The sequence below is a fragment of the Gordonia sp. 11cp genome (genome assembly GCF_057767225.1).
In genome coordinates this window covers 265768-282037 of record NZ_CM173437.1, presented here as the reverse complement: position 1 = coordinate 282037, position 16270 = coordinate 265768, and the positions used below count along the sequence as shown (strand labels likewise).

The window sequence follows — 16270 nt, the reverse complement described above, 5'->3', positions numbered from 1 at the left end:
GGCCGCGCGATGTCCTCGCGCGGCCCGGTCGTTCACCTGTGCGTCAGCTGCGTGCGCTGCCCTCCGGAACGGCGGACGCGGACTCCGCGGCCACCGGGGCGTCGGGGGCGGCCTGCGTGTCGGTCACCTCGATGTCGCCGGTCATCCGCGCGATCGCCGCGCGTCCGTAGATCAGGTGCGCCGGCACGAATTTCATCCCGAGCCAGTAGAGGACCATGCCCGCAGCGGCGCCCATGAACCAGGTGAAGCTGGCCTGGTACACCGTGCCGAAGATGACGACGCTGATGGGGAGCACCGACGCGATGATGGTGGCGCCCACGGCAACCGGGTTCCAGCCGTTGCGGTACCAGTAGGTGCCCTCGGGCTCCATAGTGAACAGATCGTCGACCTCGATCCGTTGCTTCTTGATGAGGTAGAAGTCGGCGATCAGGATGCCGAACAGCGGACCGATGACCGCGCCGAGGGTGTCCATCGTGTAGTGGATGGCGGTGGGATTGTTGAAGAGATTCCACGGGGTGATCAGCACCGAGCCGACCGCGGCGATCATGCCGCCGGTCCGCCAGCTGATCTTGGTGGGCGCCACATTCGAGAAGTCGAAGGCAGGCGAGACGAAGTTCGCGACGATGTTGATGCCGATCGTGGCGATGGCGAAGGTGAGCACGCCGAGCACCGCCGCGGTGGTGTTGTCGATGCGATCGACGATGTGGACCGGATCGGTGATGATGTTGCCGTCCTCGTCGGTACCGATCACGGTGACCGCGGCAGACACCGTGCACACCACCAGGAGTGAGAAGAAGAGGAAATTGACCGGGAGTCCCCAGAAGTTGCCCTTCTTGACCTCGCCGAAGGTGCGGCCGTAGCGCGAGAAGTCGCCGAAGTTGAGCATCGGTCCGGAGAAGTACGAGACCACGAGCGCGAACGCGCTGATCATCATCGTGATCGACGACCAGCCGGAGAGCCCGTCGCCGACCGACAGGTCGAGGCTCACGTTGTCCCACCCGGCCTCGACGACGAGGTAGGCCGCCAGCGCGATCATCACGACATACACTGCGGGACCGCAGAAGTCGATGAACTTGCGGATCGTCTCCATGCCGTTCCAGAAGACGAGGGCCTGCAGGACCCACATGAGGATGAAGCCGGCCCAGCCCAGCGCGGACAGGCCCAGGAAGCCGTGCTGCTCGACGTCGCCCCAGGGTTCGAGGCCCGGCCAGAACTTCAGCGCCAGCAGGCCGAAGGCGACCGACGCCAAGTAGGTCTGGATGCCGTACCAGACGACCGCGATCACGCCGCGGATGATCGCCGGGATGTTCGCGCCCTTGACGCCGAAGGACACCCGGGTGGTCACGGGGTAGGGGACGCCGGCCAGCTGCGAGGGCTTGGCGACCAGGTTGCACAGGAGGTTGACGGCGATGATGCCCACCAGGAGTGCGACGAGGACCTGCCACGCCGCGATGCCCAGGGCGAAGAGGCTGCCCGCGAACACGTATCCACCGACGCTGTGCACGTCGGACATCCAGAAGGCGAAGATGTTGTACCACGTCCACTTCTGTTCTTTCAGTGGCGCGAGATCGGTGTTGGTGAGCCGGTCGTCATACGTGGACTTGATGACGCTCTCGCCGGCGGCGCCGGAGTGGGACGCAACCGACGGGGCCGCAGGCGACGGCCCGGGGTTCCCGGTGGGCGGTGTGGACATGGGTGCTCCTGGTCTTCCGATCAGCGGTGGGGGTCGGATGTCGTGCTGGCGGCGCTGATGGGAAGAATGTAGGAACGCTTTGTTACCCCACGATGAACGGGCAGATATATTCCGCCGGGGATGACCCGGGTGTCAGTCGTGGCGGACGTCGAGGAGTGCGGCGGTCTCGATGACGGCGCTCTCGAGGCGCTGGTGATGACGACGGGCGACGTCGAGGACCGACGCGGTGTCACGGTCGGCGAACGCCGCGAGCAGGTCGGCGTGGTCGGTGTTGAGTGCGTTCTGGGTATCGGCTGTCACCGATCTCATCACCTGGAACGGTTCGGTGAGGTTCCAGGTCGCCTCGAACATGTTGAGCAGGCGTGGCATCGCGCACGGCGCGGTCAGCGCGCGGTGGAACTCCCGGGAGATGTCGTGAAACGCCTTGCCGTCGTTGAACTTCACCGCGGCCAGCAATTCCGCGTGACGGGCGCGGGCGGTCTGCAACGACGACTCGTCGATGAGGCCGACCGATCGGGCGAGCGCGGCCTGTTCCAGGGTGCCACGGACGAAGTAGATCTCGCGCAGCTCCTCGGTGGACAGTTGACTCACGCGATATCCGACCCCCTGCCGGTGGACCACGAGGCCCTCGCCGACAAGGGTTTTCAGCGCCTCGCGGACCGGGATCGGGCTGACGTCGAAAGCGTCGGCGATCTCGCCGGGTGGGAGCTGGGTACCAGGCGGCGCGCCGCCGGACAGGATCAGCCGACGCAGCTCCTCCAGCACGTTCGCACGTGCGTTGCCGGTGCGCGTCTCGGCGAGCTGATCCAGCAACCGGTCGGTCATGCGCCGGTTCATCGCGACGATCCGGGGCGGGACGGGTGGCGGGCGATCCAGTCGGCCACCGCCTCGGTGAGCCGATGCTGATTGTGTCGCTTGACGATCTCGTGACCTTCGTCGTCGAACATCAGCATCTCGGCCACCGCCCCGCGTGCCTGGAGTTCGGCGACGATCTGCTGCGACTCGCTCACCGGGACGTTGGTGTCGTGCGCCCCGTGGACGACGAGCAGTGGCGCGCGGACCGCGTCGATCCGGTGGATCGGCGAGAGGTCGGCGAGAAGTTCCCGGTCGGACTCGGGATGCCCGTACTTGGTGTAGGCCGCGACCGCGATCCACGGTTCGGTGTTGCGGAAGAACGATTCGAGGTCGCTCATGCCGCAGATCGCGATCCCGGCGGCGAACAGCTCGGGGTGGAACGTGAGGCATGCCAGCGTGAGATAGCCGCCGTAGGAACGACCCGAGCAGTACACCGCATCGGGGTCGGCGATTCCCTGCCGGCACAGGAACTCCGCGCAGTCCGCGGCGTCGTTGATCCCGGCGTACCGCCCGTATCGGTCGTCGGCATGGGCGAACAGCCGGCCGTATCCCGACGACCCGCGGACGTTCGCGGCGAAGACCGTGATCCCGGCGTCGACGAGCGGGCCGAACAGGAACTGGTAATCCGGTCGCGACTGCCCCTCGGGGCCGCCGTGGAAGTACAGGAGGGTGGGACCCGGCGTCACCGAACCCGTCTTGTCTCGCGCGCGGAACAGGAAGCCGGACAGCGGCATACCGTCGCGCGCGGAGAACTCGAGGAGATCGGGCCGGAGCAGGCACGAGGGTCCCTCACCCGTGATGACGTCGTCGCGGACGGGATACACGGCCCGGTTGGCGACATCGACGAGGTGGACCAGGGGGGAATGTTGGGGACTCGACACCGTCACGGTCACCACCGAACCCGCCGCACTGATGGAGAGGTCGGAGGCCACCTCGCCGGGCAGGTCGATGGGTGGGTGCAGGGTCTGATCGGGCAGGGTCATGATCTGCAGCTCGCTGCGCCCCTGGACATTCCACAGCAGCGCGACGGTCGACTGGTCGTGGCTGACCGCGAACTCGTCGAGTCCGATGTCGACGCGCTGGGCCATCACCCGGAACCGCACCCCGAACTTGCTGACCTCGACACCGAGGAGTCGTGGGAACTTGGCGTCGAAGTCGCTGCGCACCAGCGCCTGGACGCTGTCGAGGTCGCGTGTCGGTTCGTTCGGGGCGTGCACGAAGACCAGTGAGGAGTGGTCGAAACCCTGATCGAGGACGTAACCCTGATCGGTGACCGCGCCTGGATCCTGCGGTAGGAGAGGGGTCATCGAGATCTCGTCGTCGCCCGAGTCGGGCTGACGGCGCAGCAGCAACATGTCGTGGTAACCGCGCGGACCGACCCGGACTAGGGTGGCGCCCTTCCACGAGTCGATGAGCACACTGCCGACGCGCTGATCCAGGGTGAGTGTCGTCGCGGTTCCCGGATGGACGCGTAGGGCGTGGGAGGTGCCGTCGGTGTCGATGGCCGTGATGAGAACCCAATCGGTGTCCCATCCGACGAGACCCACGGTGCCGAACGAGCGGCCGTCGGGCCGCGTCGCCGCGATGCGGTGGGCGGTGTCGTCGTCGGGATCTGTCGTGACGACCCAGACCTGGTGGTGCTCGCCGCCGCTGGGGGCGATCTCCACGGCCAGCCAGCGACCGTCGGTCGAGTGCACCACCTTCCGGACGGGCCCGGTGGACCGCAGCTTGACCCACCGCAACTCGCCGACACCGTCCCGGGAGAGCGAGCGCTGCGCGGCCCGTGGATACCCCGTCCCTTCGTCGACGATGTAGGCGAACGCGCTCCCGTCAGGCGAGAGCGAGGCGCCGTAGGTCTTCCATCCGCGGTCGTCGAAACGCAGCGAGGTCACCGTCGTGCGTTCGCTTCCATGGTCTGCAACCACATCTCGAGGAGCGCGACCTGCCACAGCTCGTTGCCGTCGAGCCTGGTGCGAATCCCGTTGGGGTCGGCGAAGAGTCGATCGAGCGCCGCCGGCCGGTACAGCCCGCGGTCACGGGCGGCCTTGGATCGCAGCGTGTCCGAGACGAGGTCGAGGACACCGCCGGTGAGGTGGCGGATCCCCGGCACCGGGAAGTAACCCTTCGTGCGGTCGATGACGGCCGACGGCAGCAGCGCTCGGCTCGCCTCCTTGAGAACGCCCTTGCCGCCGTGCGCGAGCTTGAGATCGGGGGGACAGGTGGCGGCCAGTTCGACGAACTCGTGATCGAGGAACGGGACGCGGGCTTCGAGTCCCCACGCCATCGTCATCGTGTCGACGCGCTTCACCGGGTCGTCGACGAGCATGACGGTGGTGTCGAGGCGAAGCGCCGCGTCGACGGCGGTCGCGGCGCCCGGTGCGGACTGATGGGCCGAGGCGAACTCGAAGCTGGGGTCGTAACCGGCCTCGGGGAGATAGTCGTCGGCGAGGATGCCGCGGATGTCGACGTCGTCGCGGTCGAAGAAGACGTCGGCATAGGCGCGCGTCGTCTTCTCGCGGGTCACGTCGAGCAGTGGGGGATACCAGCTGTACCCGCCGAGGATCTCGTCGGCGCCCTGCCCGGACTGGACGACCTTGATGGACTTGCTGACCTCCTGCGAGAGGAGATAGAACGCGACGCAGTCGTGGCTGACCATCGGTTCACCCATGGCCGCGACCGTGTCCGGGATCGCGGGCAACAACCGGTCGGTCCCGATGTGGATCTTGTGGTGGTCGGTGCCGAAGGTGTCTGCGATGAGATCGGAATAGGCGTACTCATCTCCCGATTCTCCGGCCGCGGAGTCGAATCCGATGCTGAAGGTGGCGAGGTCGGTCTGGCCCTGCTCGGCGAGGAGGGCGACGACGAGTGAGGAGTCGACGCCGCCGGACAACAGCACCCCGACGGGTACGTCGGCGACCATGCGCCTGCGCACCGAGGTCCGCAGCGAGTCGAGCAGCTCGTGCTGCCACCGCTTCTCGTCCCAGTCCCGGCGGTCGGGGTGCGGCTCGAATGCCGGTTCCCAGTAGCGGCGTTCGGTACGCCGGCCGTCGGGCCGGATCGTCAGAACCGTCGCCGGCGGGAGCTTTCGGATGCCGTTGTAGATCGTGTGGGGCGCCGGCACGACGGCGTGGAAGCTGAAGTAGTGGTGCAGCGCCACGCGATCGATCGAGGTGTCGACGTCACCGGCGCGCAGCAGCGCCTGCACCGACGAGGCGAACCGGAGGCGCCCGGGGGTGTCGGCGAGGTAGAGCGGCTTGATGCCGAGCCGGTCGCGGCCGAGAGTGACCACGCCGGTGTCGGTGTCGACGATCGCGAAGGCGAACATGCCCATGAAGTGGTCGACGCAATCGGGACCCCAGGCGTGGAACGCCTTGAGGATGACCTCGCTGTCGGCGTGGGAGAAGAAGGTGTAACCCTTGCCCTCCAGTTCGGCGCGCAGTTCGTGGTGGTTGTAGATGCAGCCGTTGAACACCAGGGCGAGGCCGAGCGTCGGGTCGATCATCGGCTGACTGCCCTTCTCGGTCAGGTCGATGATCTTCAGGCGCCGATGACCCAGCGCGACAGGACCTTTCGAGAAGACGCCGGAGCCGTCGGGGCCTCGGCGGCTCATCTCGCAGGTCATGGCATCGACAGCCGAGACATCCGGGGCCGTGCCGTCGAACCGGATCTCACCGCAGATTCCGCACATGGGTCGCTGGTCCTCCTCGTCGCTGCCGCACTCCGATGCCACTGGTGCTCTGGCGCACCGGGCGGAGGCATCCTCCCACCCTAGGAGGCCGGAGGCCCGACGGCACCCCGGGCGGGGGCCGCTACTTCGGGGTCACCCACGTGGTGATGTCGCAGTGCACGACCTCCACGCCCCTGGTGTCGACGATGCTCACCGACACGGTGACGTCGGTGCCGGCGGTGATGGCATCGAAGTCGACGGGCTCGGCGAGCCGCGCCTCGGCGATCAAGCGCGTCGTCGCCTTGGTCAGGTAGCTCGTCTGCATCGCCTTGGGTATCCAGCGATGGGACGTCGGTGTGGTGGCCTCCATCAGCATCCCCATCGCGGCCTCGGCGAGATTGCAGGCGGCGATCGCGTGGAAGGTGCCGATGTGGTTGTGGACACCGAACCAGTTGGGCGCGGTGACCTTGCAGTAGCCGGGCTCCATCTCCTGGACGAGCGGTAGGACGGTGCCGAAGTAGGGGACCTTCGCGACCATCCCGAGGGAGAACAGAACGTTCCCGAGAGGATTGGCCGGCAGCCTCTTGCGCAGGGCGAAGGTGGGGTTCGTCGAACTCATGCCGGTATCTTACTCATGAGTCAGTTCATTCCCCGGTGTCGGCGTCCGGCGTGGATTTGATCGTGCTCCCGACCTGATGCATACTGTTCGGGTTGCCTTGACCGGCGGACGCAGGTTGTGCCGTGTGCCAGCCCAGCGGTCGCGGACAGGTGAATGACTCCCAGGCCCGGTCTACGGGGACTGGGCGTGTAACGCGTGCGCCGATATCGGTTCACGGTCCCGACACGCCCGACCGCGGGTGCCGGAGCAACCAGGCTCGTACAGGTACGAGCCAACGTACAACGACAGATGAACAGCGTCGATTGCCGTATCTCACACGGTGGTCATGTGCTCAGCCGGCGAGAGCTCGGTCCGGATCACGCGGTGTTTGTCTGTCGAGAACAACTGACGGAAGAGGACACAGCGTGGCGGGACAAAAGATCCGCATCAGGCTCAAGGCCTACGACCACGAGGCGATCGACGCTTCGGCGCGCAAGATCGTGGAGACCGTGACCCGTACCGGGGCACGCGTCGTCGGCCCGGTGCCATTGCCCACCGAGAAGAACGTGTACTGCGTCATCCGTTCGCCGCACAAGTACAAGGACAGCCGCGAACATTTCGAGATGCGTACCCACAAGCGACTCATCGACATCCTCGACCCGACACCGAAGACGGTCGACGCGCTGATGCGCATCGACCTCCCGGCCAGCGTCGACGTCAACATCCAGTAGGACGGGGGCGAGATAAATCATGAGCAATCAGAGTTCGACCAAGGGAATCCTGGGCACCAAGCTCGGCATGACCCAGGTCTTCGACGAGAACAACCGCGTCGTCCCGGTCACTGTCATCCAGGCCGGCCCGAACGTGATCACCCAGCTCCGCAGCGCGGATCGTGACGGCTACACCGCCGTCCAGCTCGCCTACGGCGCGATCGATCCCCGCAAGGTGACCAAGCCGGTCGCCGGCCAGTACAGCAAGGCCGGGGTCACCCCGCGCCGCCACCTGGCCGAGATCCGCGTCAACGACATCAGCGAGTTCGAGGTCGGTCAGGAACTGACCGCCGAGATCTTCGCCGACGGCGCGCTGGTCGATGTCACCGGCACCTCGAAGGGCAAGGGTTTCGCCGGCGTCATGAAGCGCCACGGCTTCGCCGGTCTGGGCGCCAGCCACGGTGCCCACCGCGTGCACCGCGCACCGGGCTCGATCGGTGGCTGCGCCACCCCGGGTCGTGTGTTCAAGGGCATGCGCATGGCAGGCCGCATGGGTAACGACAAGGTGACCACGCAGAACCTCACCGTCCACAAGGTGGACGCCGAGGCCGGTCTCCTGCTGATCAAGGGAGCGATCCCGGGTCGCAAGGGCGGCATCGTGATGGTTCGCGACGCAGTGAAGGGTGGTGCCAAGTGAGCACCGAGACCGCTACGAAGCTGACGCTGGACGTCAAGACTGCCGACGGCAAGACCAACGGAACCGTTGACCTGCCCGCCGCACTCTTCGACGCCCCGGCCAACATCGCGCTGATGCACCAGGTCGTCGTGGCCCAGCAGGCCGCGGCACGCCAGGGCACGCACTCCACCAAGACCCGCGGCGAGGTCCGCGGCGGTGGCGCCAAGCCGTACCGCCAGAAGGGCACCGGCCGTGCGCGTCAGGGCTCGAACCGCGCGCCGCAGTTCACCGGTGGTGGCACCGTCCACGGCCCGCAGCCGCGCGACTACAGCCAGCGCACACCGAAGAAGATGAAGGCGGCCGCCCTGCGCGGTGCGCTGAGCGACCGCGCTCGCAACGAGCGCATCCACGTGATCACCGAACTGGTCTCGGGGCAGCAGCCCTCGACCAAGTCGGCGCGCCAGTTCCTGGAGAGCCTCTCCGATCGTCGCAAGTTCCTGGTCGTCCTCGGCCGCGAGGACCTGACGGCGTGGCTGAGCGTGGCGAACCTGCAGAACGTGCTGCCGATCGCGCCGGATCAGCTCAACACCTACGACGTCCTCGACTCGGACGAGGTGGTGTTCAGCGTCGAGACGCTCAATGCCTTCATCGAGCAGAACACGGCGGATGCCAAGGCTGCCGTCGAGAAGACAGCAGAGGAGGCCTGACATGTCGACCATTGCCGACCCGCGCGACATCATCCTGGCGCCCGTGATCTCGGAGAAGTCCTACGGGCTCATGGAGGACAACGTGTACACCTTCCTGGTGCACCCGGAGTCCAACAAGACCGAGATCAAGATCGCGATCGAGAAGATCTTCGGCGTCAGTGTTGCCAGCGTCAACACCGCGAACCGACAGGGCAAGCGCAAGCGGACCCGCTCCGGCTACGGCCAGCGCAAGTCCACCAAGCGCGCCATCGTGTCGCTGACCGCAGACAGCAAGCCCATCGAGATCTTCGGGGGCTCGGTCAGCTGACCGGGGCCTTCGAGAAGGACTAGAGACTCATGGCTATTCGTAAGTACAAGCCGACGACCCCGGGTCGTCGTGGGGCCAGCGGCTCCGACTTCGCCGAGGTCACCCGTGACCACCCGGAGAAGTCGCTGGTGCGTCCGCTGCACGGGCGTGGTGGCCGAAACGCTCACGGCCGCATCACCACTCGTCACAAGGGTGGCGGCCACAAGCGTGCCTACCGTCTGATCGACTTCCGTCGTAACGACAAGGACGGCATCAACGCCAAGGTCGCTCACATCGAGTACGACCCGAACCGCACCGCGCGGATCGCGTTGCTGCACTACGTCGACGGCGAGAAGCGCTACATCATCGCGCCCAAGGGCCTGAAGCAGGGCGACGTCGTCGAGAGCGGCTCGACCGCCGACATCAAGCCCGGCAACAACCTGCCGCTGCGCAACATCCCGACCGGTACCCAGGTCCACGCAGTGGAGCTGCGCCCGGGCGGCGGCGCGAAGATGGCCCGCAGTGCGGGTTCGTCGATCCAGCTGCTGGGCAAGGAAGGCAGCTACGCCACCCTGCGTATGCCCTCCGGCGAGATCCGTCGCGTCGACGTGCGCTGCCGCGCCACCGTCGGCGAGGTGGGCAACGCCGAGCAGAGCAACATCAACTGGGGCAAGGCCGGCCGTATGCGCTGGAAGGGCAAGCGCCCGACCGTCCGCGGTGTCGTGATGAACCCCGTCGACCACCCGCACGGTGGTGGTGAGGGCAAGACCTCCGGTGGTCGCCACCCGGTCAGCCCGTGGGGTAAGCCCGAGGGCCGCACCCGCAAGAACAAGGCCAGCGACAAGCTGATCGTCCGTCGCCGTCGTACCGGCAAGAACAAGCGATAACAGGAGGAGGTAAGAGAATGCCACGCAGCCTCAAGAAGGGCCCGTTCGTCGACGACCACCTCCTGAAGAAGGTGGATGTCCAGAACGAGAAGGGCACCAAGCAGGTCATCAAGACCTGGTCCCGTCGTTCGACCATCATTCCCGACTTCATCGGTCACACCTTTGCCGTCCACGACGGACGCAAGCACGTGCCGGTGTTCATCTCGGATTCGATGGTCGGGCACAAGCTGGGCGAGTTCGCCCCCACCCGTACCTTCAAGGGTCACATCAAGGATGACCGGAAAGCGAAGCGCCGGTAATGACTACGCAGACCGATAATCCGACAGCAAAGGCGACCGCCAAGTTCGTGCGCGTCACGCCGATGAAGGCTCGTCGTGTCCTGGACCTGGTCCGCGGCAAGAACGTGGACGAGGCCCTCGACATCCTGCGGTTCGCCCCGCAGTCGGCGTCCGAGCCCGTGTACAAGGTCCTGGCAAGTGCCGTCGCCAACGCGGAGAACAACCTGGATCTGGATCGCCGGACCCTGGTCGTCGCCACCGCGTTCGCCGATGAGGGTCCGACCCTCAAGCGCTTCCAGCCGCGCGCACAGGGTCGCGCGTTCCGTATCCGCAAGCGCACCAGCCACATCACCGTGGTCGTGGAGAGCTTGCCGGAGAAGGCAGCCGGCGGCCGTGGCCGTTCGCGTCAGCCGAAGAAGAAGGGAGCCTAGACAGTGGGCCAGAAAATCAACCCGCACGGCTTCCGTCTGGGCATCACCACCGACTGGAAGTCGCGGTGGTACGCCGACAAGCAGTACGCGGACTACGTCAAAGAGGATGTCGCCATCCGCAAGCTCCTCTCCACGGGGCTCGAGCGGGCCGGCATCGCGAAGGTGGAGATCGAGCGCACCCGTGACCGGGTTCGCGTCGACATCCACACCGCGCGTCCGGGCATCGTCATCGGACGCCGTGGCGCCGAGGCCGATCGCATCCGCGGCGACCTGGAGAAGCTGACCGGCAAGCAGGTCCAGCTGAACATCCTCGAGGTCAAGAACGCCGAGTCCGAGGCCCAGCTGGTGGCCCAGGGCGTCGCCGAGCAGCTGAGCAACCGTGTGGCGTTCCGCCGCGCGATGCGCAAGGCGATCCAGTCGGCGATGCGTCAGCCGAACGTGAAGGGCATCCGGGTCCAGTGCTCGGGTCGTCTGGGCGGCGCAGAGATGAGCCGCAGTGAGTTCTACCGCGAGGGTCGCGTGCCGCTGCACACGCTGCGCGCCGACATCGACTACGGACTCTACGAAGCCAAGACCACCTTCGGCCGGATCGGCGTGAAGGTGTGGATCTACAAGGGCGACATCGTCGGTGGACGTCGTGAGCTGGCCGCGGCCGCTCCGGCGGCCGAGGATCGCCGTCCGCGCCGGCCCAGCCGGCCCCGGCGTAGCGGTGCCTCGGGCACCACTGCGACGAGCACCGACGCCGCTCGCGCGGCCGAGGCCGCTCCCGCCGAGGCCACCGCTGGTGCGGCTGAGAAGCAGGAGGGCTAGGCCATGTTGATCCCCCGTCGGGTCAAGCACCGCAAGCAGCACCACCCCAGCCTCAAGGGGCAGGCCAAGGGCGGCACCAAGGTGACGTTCGGCGATTACGGCATCCAGGCTCTGGAAGGCGCGTACATCACCAACCGTCAGATCGAGTCCGCTCGTATCGCGATCAACCGGCACATCAAGCGTGGCGGCAAGGTCTGGATCAACATCTTCCCGGACCGCCCGCTGACCAAGAAGCCGGCCGAAACCCGCATGGGTTCGGGTAAGGGTTCGCCCGAGTGGTGGGTCGCCCCGGTCAAGCCGGGTCGCGTGCTGTTCGAGATGACCTACCCGAATGAGGAGATCGCTCGCGAGGCCCTGCGTCGCGCGCAGCACAAGCTCCCCATCAAGACCAGGATCGTGACCAGAGAGGAGCAGTTCTGATGGCACTCGGAGTTGCTGCGAACGAGCTTCGTGAGCTCAACGACGCTGATCTGGTCGATCGCCTGAAAGAGTCGAAGGAAGAACTGTTCAACCTTCGGTTCCAGATGGCCACCGGCCAGCTCGACAACAACCGTCGCCTGCGGACCGTGCGTCGCGAGATCGCGCGTATCTACACCGTGATGCGTGAGCGGGAGCTGGGCCTGGCGTCCGGACCGGATGGTGATGACGCATGAGTGAGGACCAGAAGGTGACCGAAACCCAGACCGAGGAGCGCGCACGCCGCAAGGAGCGCATCGGCTACGTGGTCAGCGACAAGATGCAGAAGACCATCGTGGTCGAGCTGGAAGATCGTAAGAGCCACAAGCTCTACGGCAAGATCATCCGGACCACGAGCAAGGTCAAGGCCCACGACGAGAACGGCGATGCCGGCGTCGGCGACCGTGTGCGGATCATGGAGACCCGCCCGCTGTCGGCGACCAAGCACTGGCGTCTCGTCGAGGTGCTGGAGAAGGCCAAGTAGGCCTTCTCCCAACGAGATCTACCGACACCGGCCCGTTCCCCCTGGGGAGCGGGCCGGTTGTCGTCTGGGCCGATCCCTGAGGAGCTCCGGAGCCTGCGGAGGTCGGCCAGTGATCCCTGAGGAGCTCCGGAGCCTGCGGAGGAGCGTCACGAAGGGTGGTCTCAACGGGGGATTGACCGGCTGAGCCGAACGGTGTGAGGGTGAGATGCGATGCCCACCACCGATCTCGCGACAGCCGAATCCCGCGCACGACCCGCCTGGGTCCGGCGCGCATTCGAATCCGACTCGGCGGAGCCGGACCTGGATCGCGTTCGCCGGGTGGGGGCACGGTTCCTGGGTCTGGGTTTCATCGGTTACCCGGTGGTCTCCGTGGCGGCGATTCTCGCCTCGGCGCCGCTCACCGACGCCTGGTGGCCACCGTTGAGCATCCTGCTGTCGGTCGGACCCGGAATCCTGTTGATCGCGGCGACCTTTCGGCCGGGCACGGCATGGCTCACGCCGCTGGCGCTGACGTCGTGGGTCGGTTACATCCTCGGGCTCGGGTTGTGGTTCGTCGCATGGAACGGCTCGACGCTGGCGGATCCGGGTGGCACGGCCCAGTGGATGGTCGCCTTCTGCGGCATGCCGAGCATGGTCCTGATGCTCGTGCACCCGCGTCTGGCCGTGCTCGGTCTCGTCGCGTCCTCGACCCTCGCGCATCTCTCGCAGCAGCTCGGCCGGTTCGGCGAGGTGACCTCCGACGCGCCGGTGGAGATCCTGTGGTCGCTGATGTTCACCGGCGTCTTCCTCGCGGTGGTGCTGGTGGCCACCCGGACCGGGCGCGAACTCGACGAGACACGCGAAGAGACCTACCGCACCGCGGCCAACGTCGCCGCCGCCTCGGCCCGCGAGGTGGAGAAGGAGCGATTCGACGCCATCGTCCATGACCGGGTCATCGCGTCACTGCTCGCCGTCCGGCCCGGCCGTCCCGATGATCGGCTGGCGGCGCAGGCCGCGTCGGCTCTCGAAGAACTCGCGCGTGTCCCGGGGCCGGATGATCCGGTTGCCGCGAGCGAGGTCGAGGTGATCCGACGCATACGGTCGGCGGCCGCAGACGTCTCGGAACGGTTCGACGTCGAGGTCGTGGACGGCGACGCGGACGGGGACGGGGACGAGCGGTGGCCCGAGGCGGCGGCCTCCTATCCGGTCGAGGTGCTCGACGCGGTCGTCGAGGCGATGTCGGAGGCGCTGCGGAACGTCGCCGGGCACGCCGGGGACGATGCCGAATGCGCCGTCATCGTGCAGCTCGGACCCGACTCGCTGAGCATGGCGGTCGTCGACAACGGTGTCGGGTTCGACCCCGACGCGGTGGCGGCCGGCCGGCTCGGCATCGCCGTCAGCATCCGTGGCCGTCTCGCACGACTACCGGGCGGCCATGCGCGGGTGCAGAGCCGCGCCGGCCGGGGGACCACGGTGCAGATCCTGTGGGAGCGGCCGTGAGACGCGACTGCGCCAGGGGCGTCGACAGCGCTCAGCGCGGCGAGGTCGTGAACGCCTTCGGGATCGGCTCCCGGCCCCTGTGGCTGATGATGGGGGTCCTCGCCTGCGGCTACTTCGCCGTGACGCTGTACGCCGACTCGACCGTCTCCGGGTGGTGGCAGTGGATCGGACTGTTCGCCGGTTTCGTGTTGTTCGTCGTCGCGGGGGTGTCGATTCTCGACTCCCCGGGCGATCCGCTGCCCACGTCGACGACCATCGCCGTCGCCGGGCTGGCCGTCGCGGCGGTGGCTGCCACGCTGTTCTCGCTGCCGTTTCCGCCATCGCACGTGATGCAGACCGGGCCGCCGATGGGCGCGTCGGTGATCATCCTGGCCTTCGTCGCGGTGCGCGGCCGTCCCCTGGCCGCGTGGCTCGCCAGCGCCTGCATCTCGGTCATCGCGGCCGTGTGGGGCGCGGTCTCGACGGCGGGGGCGCTCTGGGGACTGTCCATCACCCTGCCCGGCTACGCGATCATGATCATGGGTTCGCTGTTCTCCGTCATGCTGCGCCCCATGGCCAGGCAGATCTACGAACTCCGGGAGGCCAACGAACGTCAGGTGGCACTCGACGCCGCCGCGGCGGCGGCCACCGAGGTGCGGGACCGCCGACTCGCCGCCCTCGACGAACGGGCGCGTCCCGTCCTCACCCGTATCGCCAACCGTGAGTCCTTCACCGCGGACGAGGTCGTCATGGCCCGCCTGCTCGAGGCGCAGTTACGCGACGGCATCCGTGCCTCCGGGCTCGACCTCCCGGTGGTCCGGGATGCGGCGTGGCGCGCACGACAGCGCGGGGTTCGCGTGGTCCTTCTCGACGACGGTGGGCTCGCGGCGCTCGACGAAGCGAATGCGGCGACGGCGCGCGAACGGCTCGCCGTCGCCGTCGCCGAACTGCTGGACGAGGTCGACGACGGGCGGGTGACGATCCGCATCCAGCCGCCGGGGCGCGACGTGCTCGCCTCGGTCGGCGTGGACGCCGACCATCGCACCGACCGGATCGAGTTCGACCACCGCATGATCGTCTCCGCCGATACGGCGCGGGAGACGCCGGCCTCGGGCAGGTGACGCCGCGGGTCAGGCGTTGCCGGTACGCAGCCATTCCAGGACGGCGGGAGTCACCGGTGCGGTGGCGTCGGCGTACTCCGGATGTTTCTTGAGGAATGCGGCGACCAGCGGGCACACACCCACGATCGTGAGGTCGCGTGCGCGGGCGTCGTCGAGGGCCTCGGTCACCAGGATCGTCGCGAGGCCGCGTCCGCCGAAGTCGGGGTCGACCTCGGTGTGGAAGAACACCCGCGCGGTCAACGGGGCGTCCTGAGTGCCGGAGACACGGTCGCGGTACTCGGCGAAGCCGGCCAACGTCTCGCCGCCGGGCGCCTGGACCAGGATGTCGTACCGGTTCTCCGCGGGATTGTCGCGCACCGTGGTCTCCGCGCCGGTCTTGTCCGCGGTCATCGCTGCACCGTCACGATCGGGCCCTGCACCGACCAGGGGAAGTTGATCCACTTGTCGGTGGTACGCCAGGTGTAGTCGGGGACCGTGATGGTGTGCGGCTTCTTGTAGAGCACGGCGTTGCGGACCTCGGCGACCCGGCCCTGCTCCTGACAGAAGTCGTTGACCAGTTTGAGGGTCTTGCCGGTGTCGGCCACGTCGTCGACGACGAGAACACGCTGGTCGGTGAGGCCGCTCGACTCGAGAAGCGACGGCAACATCACGGGTTCGGACAGTGTCTCGCCGACGCCGGTGTAGAACTCGACGTTCAGAGAGATCATCAGCTTGCAGTCCAGGGCGTAGGCGAGGGCGCCGGCCGGGATCAGGCCGCCCCGGGCGATGCCGAGGATGATGTCCGGGGCGAACGCGTCGTCGGCGACCTGCTGGGCGAGCTCACGGCACGCCACGCCGTTGAGCTCCCACGTCAGGATCTCGCGCTCGGGAGATGTGGTGGTCATGAGAACACTCTTCCAGAGGGTGCGCGACGACGCGTGACCGAAGTCCATGTCGGCGCAGTCGTGCGGCTCGTCGGTCGAGCGATACACGCACCGCGGGTGCGTCGAACGCGGCGAGGAGGCGGAAACGCCACGTCGTGCGAGGTCGCGGACACGACGTAACCATTCGACCCCGACCGCACGACATATTCGTGGAGGACAGACCGAGTCAAATTCGTCGGGAACTCTGATTCGTGCGTAAGTTTGTTGTCGTGGATGCCTAGCGTCAGATC

The 16270-nt window shown here is 67.2% G+C and carries 19 protein-coding genes and 1 pseudogene; 13 read left to right on the top strand and 7 right to left on the bottom strand.

From position 1 onward, the window contains the following. Positions 1 to 43: 43 nt before the first annotated feature. The 5 genes from AC3B6C_RS01050 to AC3B6C_RS01030 all read right to left on the bottom strand — a co-directional run bounded on the left by AC3B6C_RS01050 (position 44) and on the right by AC3B6C_RS01030 (position 6834). Positions 44 to 1693 (bottom strand): NCS1 family nucleobase:cation symporter-1, encoded by a 1650-nt coding sequence (locus AC3B6C_RS01050; RefSeq protein ID WP_488374611.1) that lies wholly within the window; start codon positions 1691 to 1693, stop codon positions 44 to 46. A gap of 132 nt (positions 1694 to 1825) precedes the next feature. Then, positions 1826 to 2518, bottom strand: coding sequence for a GntR family transcriptional regulator (locus tag AC3B6C_RS01045; RefSeq protein WP_010842274.1), 693 nt, complete (start codon positions 2516 to 2518; stop codon positions 1826 to 1828). A gap of 8 nt (positions 2519 to 2526) precedes the next feature. After that, positions 2527 to 4440, bottom strand: a complete 1914-nt coding sequence (locus tag AC3B6C_RS01040; protein WP_488374610.1) for a S9 family peptidase — start codon at positions 4438 to 4440, stop codon at positions 2527 to 2529. After that, entirely contained in the window at positions 4437 to 6236 is a 1800-nt protein-coding gene (locus tag AC3B6C_RS01035; protein ID WP_488374609.1) for an N-acetylglutaminylglutamine amidotransferase, read from the bottom strand. Before AC3B6C_RS01035 ends, AC3B6C_RS01040 begins: the two co-directional genes overlap by 4 nt. 121 nt (positions 6237 to 6357) lie before the next feature. After that, positions 6358 to 6834, bottom strand: coding sequence for a hotdog fold domain-containing protein (locus AC3B6C_RS01030; protein ID WP_488374608.1), 477 nt, complete (start codon positions 6832 to 6834; stop codon positions 6358 to 6360). Between the two features lie 404 nt (positions 6835 to 7238). Between AC3B6C_RS01030 and rpsJ the strand changes: the two genes are divergently transcribed. The 13 genes from rpsJ (at position 7239) to AC3B6C_RS00965 (ending at position 15117) form a co-directional block, all read left to right on the top strand. Beyond that, positions 7239 to 7544, top strand: a complete 306-nt coding sequence (rpsJ, locus tag AC3B6C_RS01025) for a 30S ribosomal protein S10 (protein WP_003938093.1) — start codon at positions 7239 to 7241, stop codon at positions 7542 to 7544. Between the two features lie 19 nt (positions 7545 to 7563). Further along, on the top strand, positions 7564 to 8220 hold the full coding sequence (rplC, locus tag AC3B6C_RS01020) for a 50S ribosomal protein L3 (RefSeq protein ID WP_014927856.1): 657 nt from the start codon (positions 7564 to 7566) through the stop codon (positions 8218 to 8220). Then, positions 8217 to 8906, top strand: a complete 690-nt coding sequence (rplD, locus tag AC3B6C_RS01015) for a 50S ribosomal protein L4 (RefSeq protein ID WP_010842269.1) — start codon at positions 8217 to 8219, stop codon at positions 8904 to 8906. The genes rplC and rplD overlap by 4 nt, the downstream gene beginning before the upstream one ends. A gap of 1 nt (position 8907) precedes the next feature. Beyond that, a complete protein-coding gene (gene rplW, locus AC3B6C_RS01010) occupies positions 8908 to 9213 on the top strand; it encodes a 50S ribosomal protein L23 (protein WP_010842268.1) in 306 nt (101 codons plus the stop codon). Between the two features lie 29 nt (positions 9214 to 9242). Further along, a complete protein-coding gene (rplB, locus tag AC3B6C_RS01005; RefSeq protein WP_010842267.1) occupies positions 9243 to 10079 on the top strand; it encodes a 50S ribosomal protein L2 in 837 nt (278 codons plus the stop codon). A gap of 17 nt (positions 10080 to 10096) precedes the next feature. Then, positions 10097 to 10378, top strand: a complete 282-nt coding sequence (gene rpsS / locus AC3B6C_RS01000) for a 30S ribosomal protein S19 (RefSeq protein WP_004020551.1) — start codon at positions 10097 to 10099, stop codon at positions 10376 to 10378. Next, positions 10378 to 10788 carry a 50S ribosomal protein L22 gene (gene rplV / locus AC3B6C_RS00995; protein ID WP_004020550.1) on the top strand — a complete coding sequence of 137 codons (411 nt, stop codon included), beginning with the start codon at positions 10378 to 10380 and terminating at the stop codon, positions 10786 to 10788. Before rpsS ends, rplV begins: the two co-directional genes overlap by 1 nt. A 3-nt stretch (positions 10789 to 10791) precedes the next feature. After that, a complete protein-coding gene (gene rpsC / locus AC3B6C_RS00990; RefSeq protein ID WP_004020549.1) occupies positions 10792 to 11598 on the top strand; it encodes a 30S ribosomal protein S3 in 807 nt (268 codons plus the stop codon). A gap of 3 nt (positions 11599 to 11601) precedes the next feature. Continuing rightward, positions 11602 to 12018 carry a 50S ribosomal protein L16 gene (gene rplP, locus AC3B6C_RS00985; protein WP_004020548.1) on the top strand — a complete coding sequence of 139 codons (417 nt, stop codon included), beginning with the start codon at positions 11602 to 11604 and terminating at the stop codon, positions 12016 to 12018. After that, a complete protein-coding gene (gene rpmC, locus AC3B6C_RS00980; RefSeq protein WP_004020547.1) occupies positions 12018 to 12251 on the top strand; it encodes a 50S ribosomal protein L29 in 234 nt (77 codons plus the stop codon). Before rplP ends, rpmC begins: the two co-directional genes overlap by 1 nt. Beyond that, positions 12248 to 12538 (top strand): 30S ribosomal protein S17, encoded by a 291-nt coding sequence (rpsQ, locus tag AC3B6C_RS00975; RefSeq protein ID WP_004020546.1) that lies wholly within the window; start codon positions 12248 to 12250, stop codon positions 12536 to 12538. The genes rpmC and rpsQ overlap by 4 nt, the downstream gene beginning before the upstream one ends. A 210-nt stretch (positions 12539 to 12748) precedes the next feature. After that, on the top strand, positions 12749 to 14017 hold the full coding sequence (locus AC3B6C_RS00970) for a sensor histidine kinase (protein WP_488374607.1): 1269 nt from the start codon (positions 12749 to 12751) through the stop codon (positions 14015 to 14017). Continuing rightward, a complete protein-coding gene (locus AC3B6C_RS00965) occupies positions 14014 to 15117 on the top strand; it encodes a hypothetical protein (protein ID WP_488374606.1) in 1104 nt (367 codons plus the stop codon). The genes AC3B6C_RS00970 and AC3B6C_RS00965 overlap by 4 nt, the downstream gene beginning before the upstream one ends. A 78-nt stretch (positions 15118 to 15195) precedes the next feature. Here AC3B6C_RS00965 and AC3B6C_RS00960 read toward each other — a convergent pair. Next, positions 15196 to 15507: pseudogene (locus tag AC3B6C_RS00960) on the bottom strand (GNAT family N-acetyltransferase); the annotation flags it as partial. Next, on the bottom strand, positions 15504 to 16001 hold the full coding sequence (locus AC3B6C_RS00955; protein WP_014927852.1) for a phosphoribosyltransferase: 498 nt from the start codon (positions 15999 to 16001) through the stop codon (positions 15504 to 15506). The pseudogene AC3B6C_RS00960 and the gene AC3B6C_RS00955, both read right to left, overlap by 4 nt. Positions 16002 to 16270 lie beyond the last annotated feature (269 nt).

What these genes read in the sequence shown, in the direction of transcription:
- AC3B6C_RS01050 (WP_488374611.1), bottom strand. Translation starts at nt 1,693, where the DNA reads ATGTCCACACCGCCCACCGGGAACCCCGGGCCGTCGCCTGCGGCCCCG.
- rplP (WP_004020548.1), top strand. Translation starts at nt 11,602, where the DNA reads ATGTTGATCCCCCGTCGGGTCAAGCACCGCAAGCAGCACCACCCCAGC.
- rplW (WP_010842268.1), top strand. Translation starts at nt 8,908, where the DNA reads ATGTCGACCATTGCCGACCCGCGCGACATCATCCTGGCGCCCGTGATC.
- AC3B6C_RS01030 (WP_488374608.1), bottom strand. Translation starts at nt 6,834, where the DNA reads ATGAGTTCGACGAACCCCACCTTCGCCCTGCGCAAGAGGCTGCCGGCC.
- AC3B6C_RS00955 (WP_014927852.1), bottom strand. Translation starts at nt 16,001, where the DNA reads ATGACCACCACATCTCCCGAGCGCGAGATCCTGACGTGGGAGCTCAAC.
- rplV (WP_004020550.1), top strand. Translation starts at nt 10,378, where the DNA reads ATGACTACGCAGACCGATAATCCGACAGCAAAGGCGACCGCCAAGTTC.
- rpmC (WP_004020547.1), top strand. Translation starts at nt 12,018, where the DNA reads ATGGCACTCGGAGTTGCTGCGAACGAGCTTCGTGAGCTCAACGACGCT.
- AC3B6C_RS00970 (WP_488374607.1), top strand. Translation starts at nt 12,749, where the DNA reads ATGCCCACCACCGATCTCGCGACAGCCGAATCCCGCGCACGACCCGCC.
- AC3B6C_RS01045 (WP_010842274.1), bottom strand. Translation starts at nt 2,518, where the DNA reads ATGACCGACCGGTTGCTGGATCAGCTCGCCGAGACGCGCACCGGCAAC.
- rplC (WP_014927856.1), top strand. Translation starts at nt 7,564, where the DNA reads ATGAGCAATCAGAGTTCGACCAAGGGAATCCTGGGCACCAAGCTCGGC.
- AC3B6C_RS01035 (WP_488374609.1), bottom strand. Translation starts at nt 6,236, where the DNA reads ATGTGCGGAATCTGCGGTGAGATCCGGTTCGACGGCACGGCCCCGGAT.
- rpsS (WP_004020551.1), top strand. Translation starts at nt 10,097, where the DNA reads ATGCCACGCAGCCTCAAGAAGGGCCCGTTCGTCGACGACCACCTCCTG.
- rpsQ (WP_004020546.1), top strand. Translation starts at nt 12,248, where the DNA reads ATGAGTGAGGACCAGAAGGTGACCGAAACCCAGACCGAGGAGCGCGCA.
- rplB (WP_010842267.1), top strand. Translation starts at nt 9,243, where the DNA reads ATGGCTATTCGTAAGTACAAGCCGACGACCCCGGGTCGTCGTGGGGCC.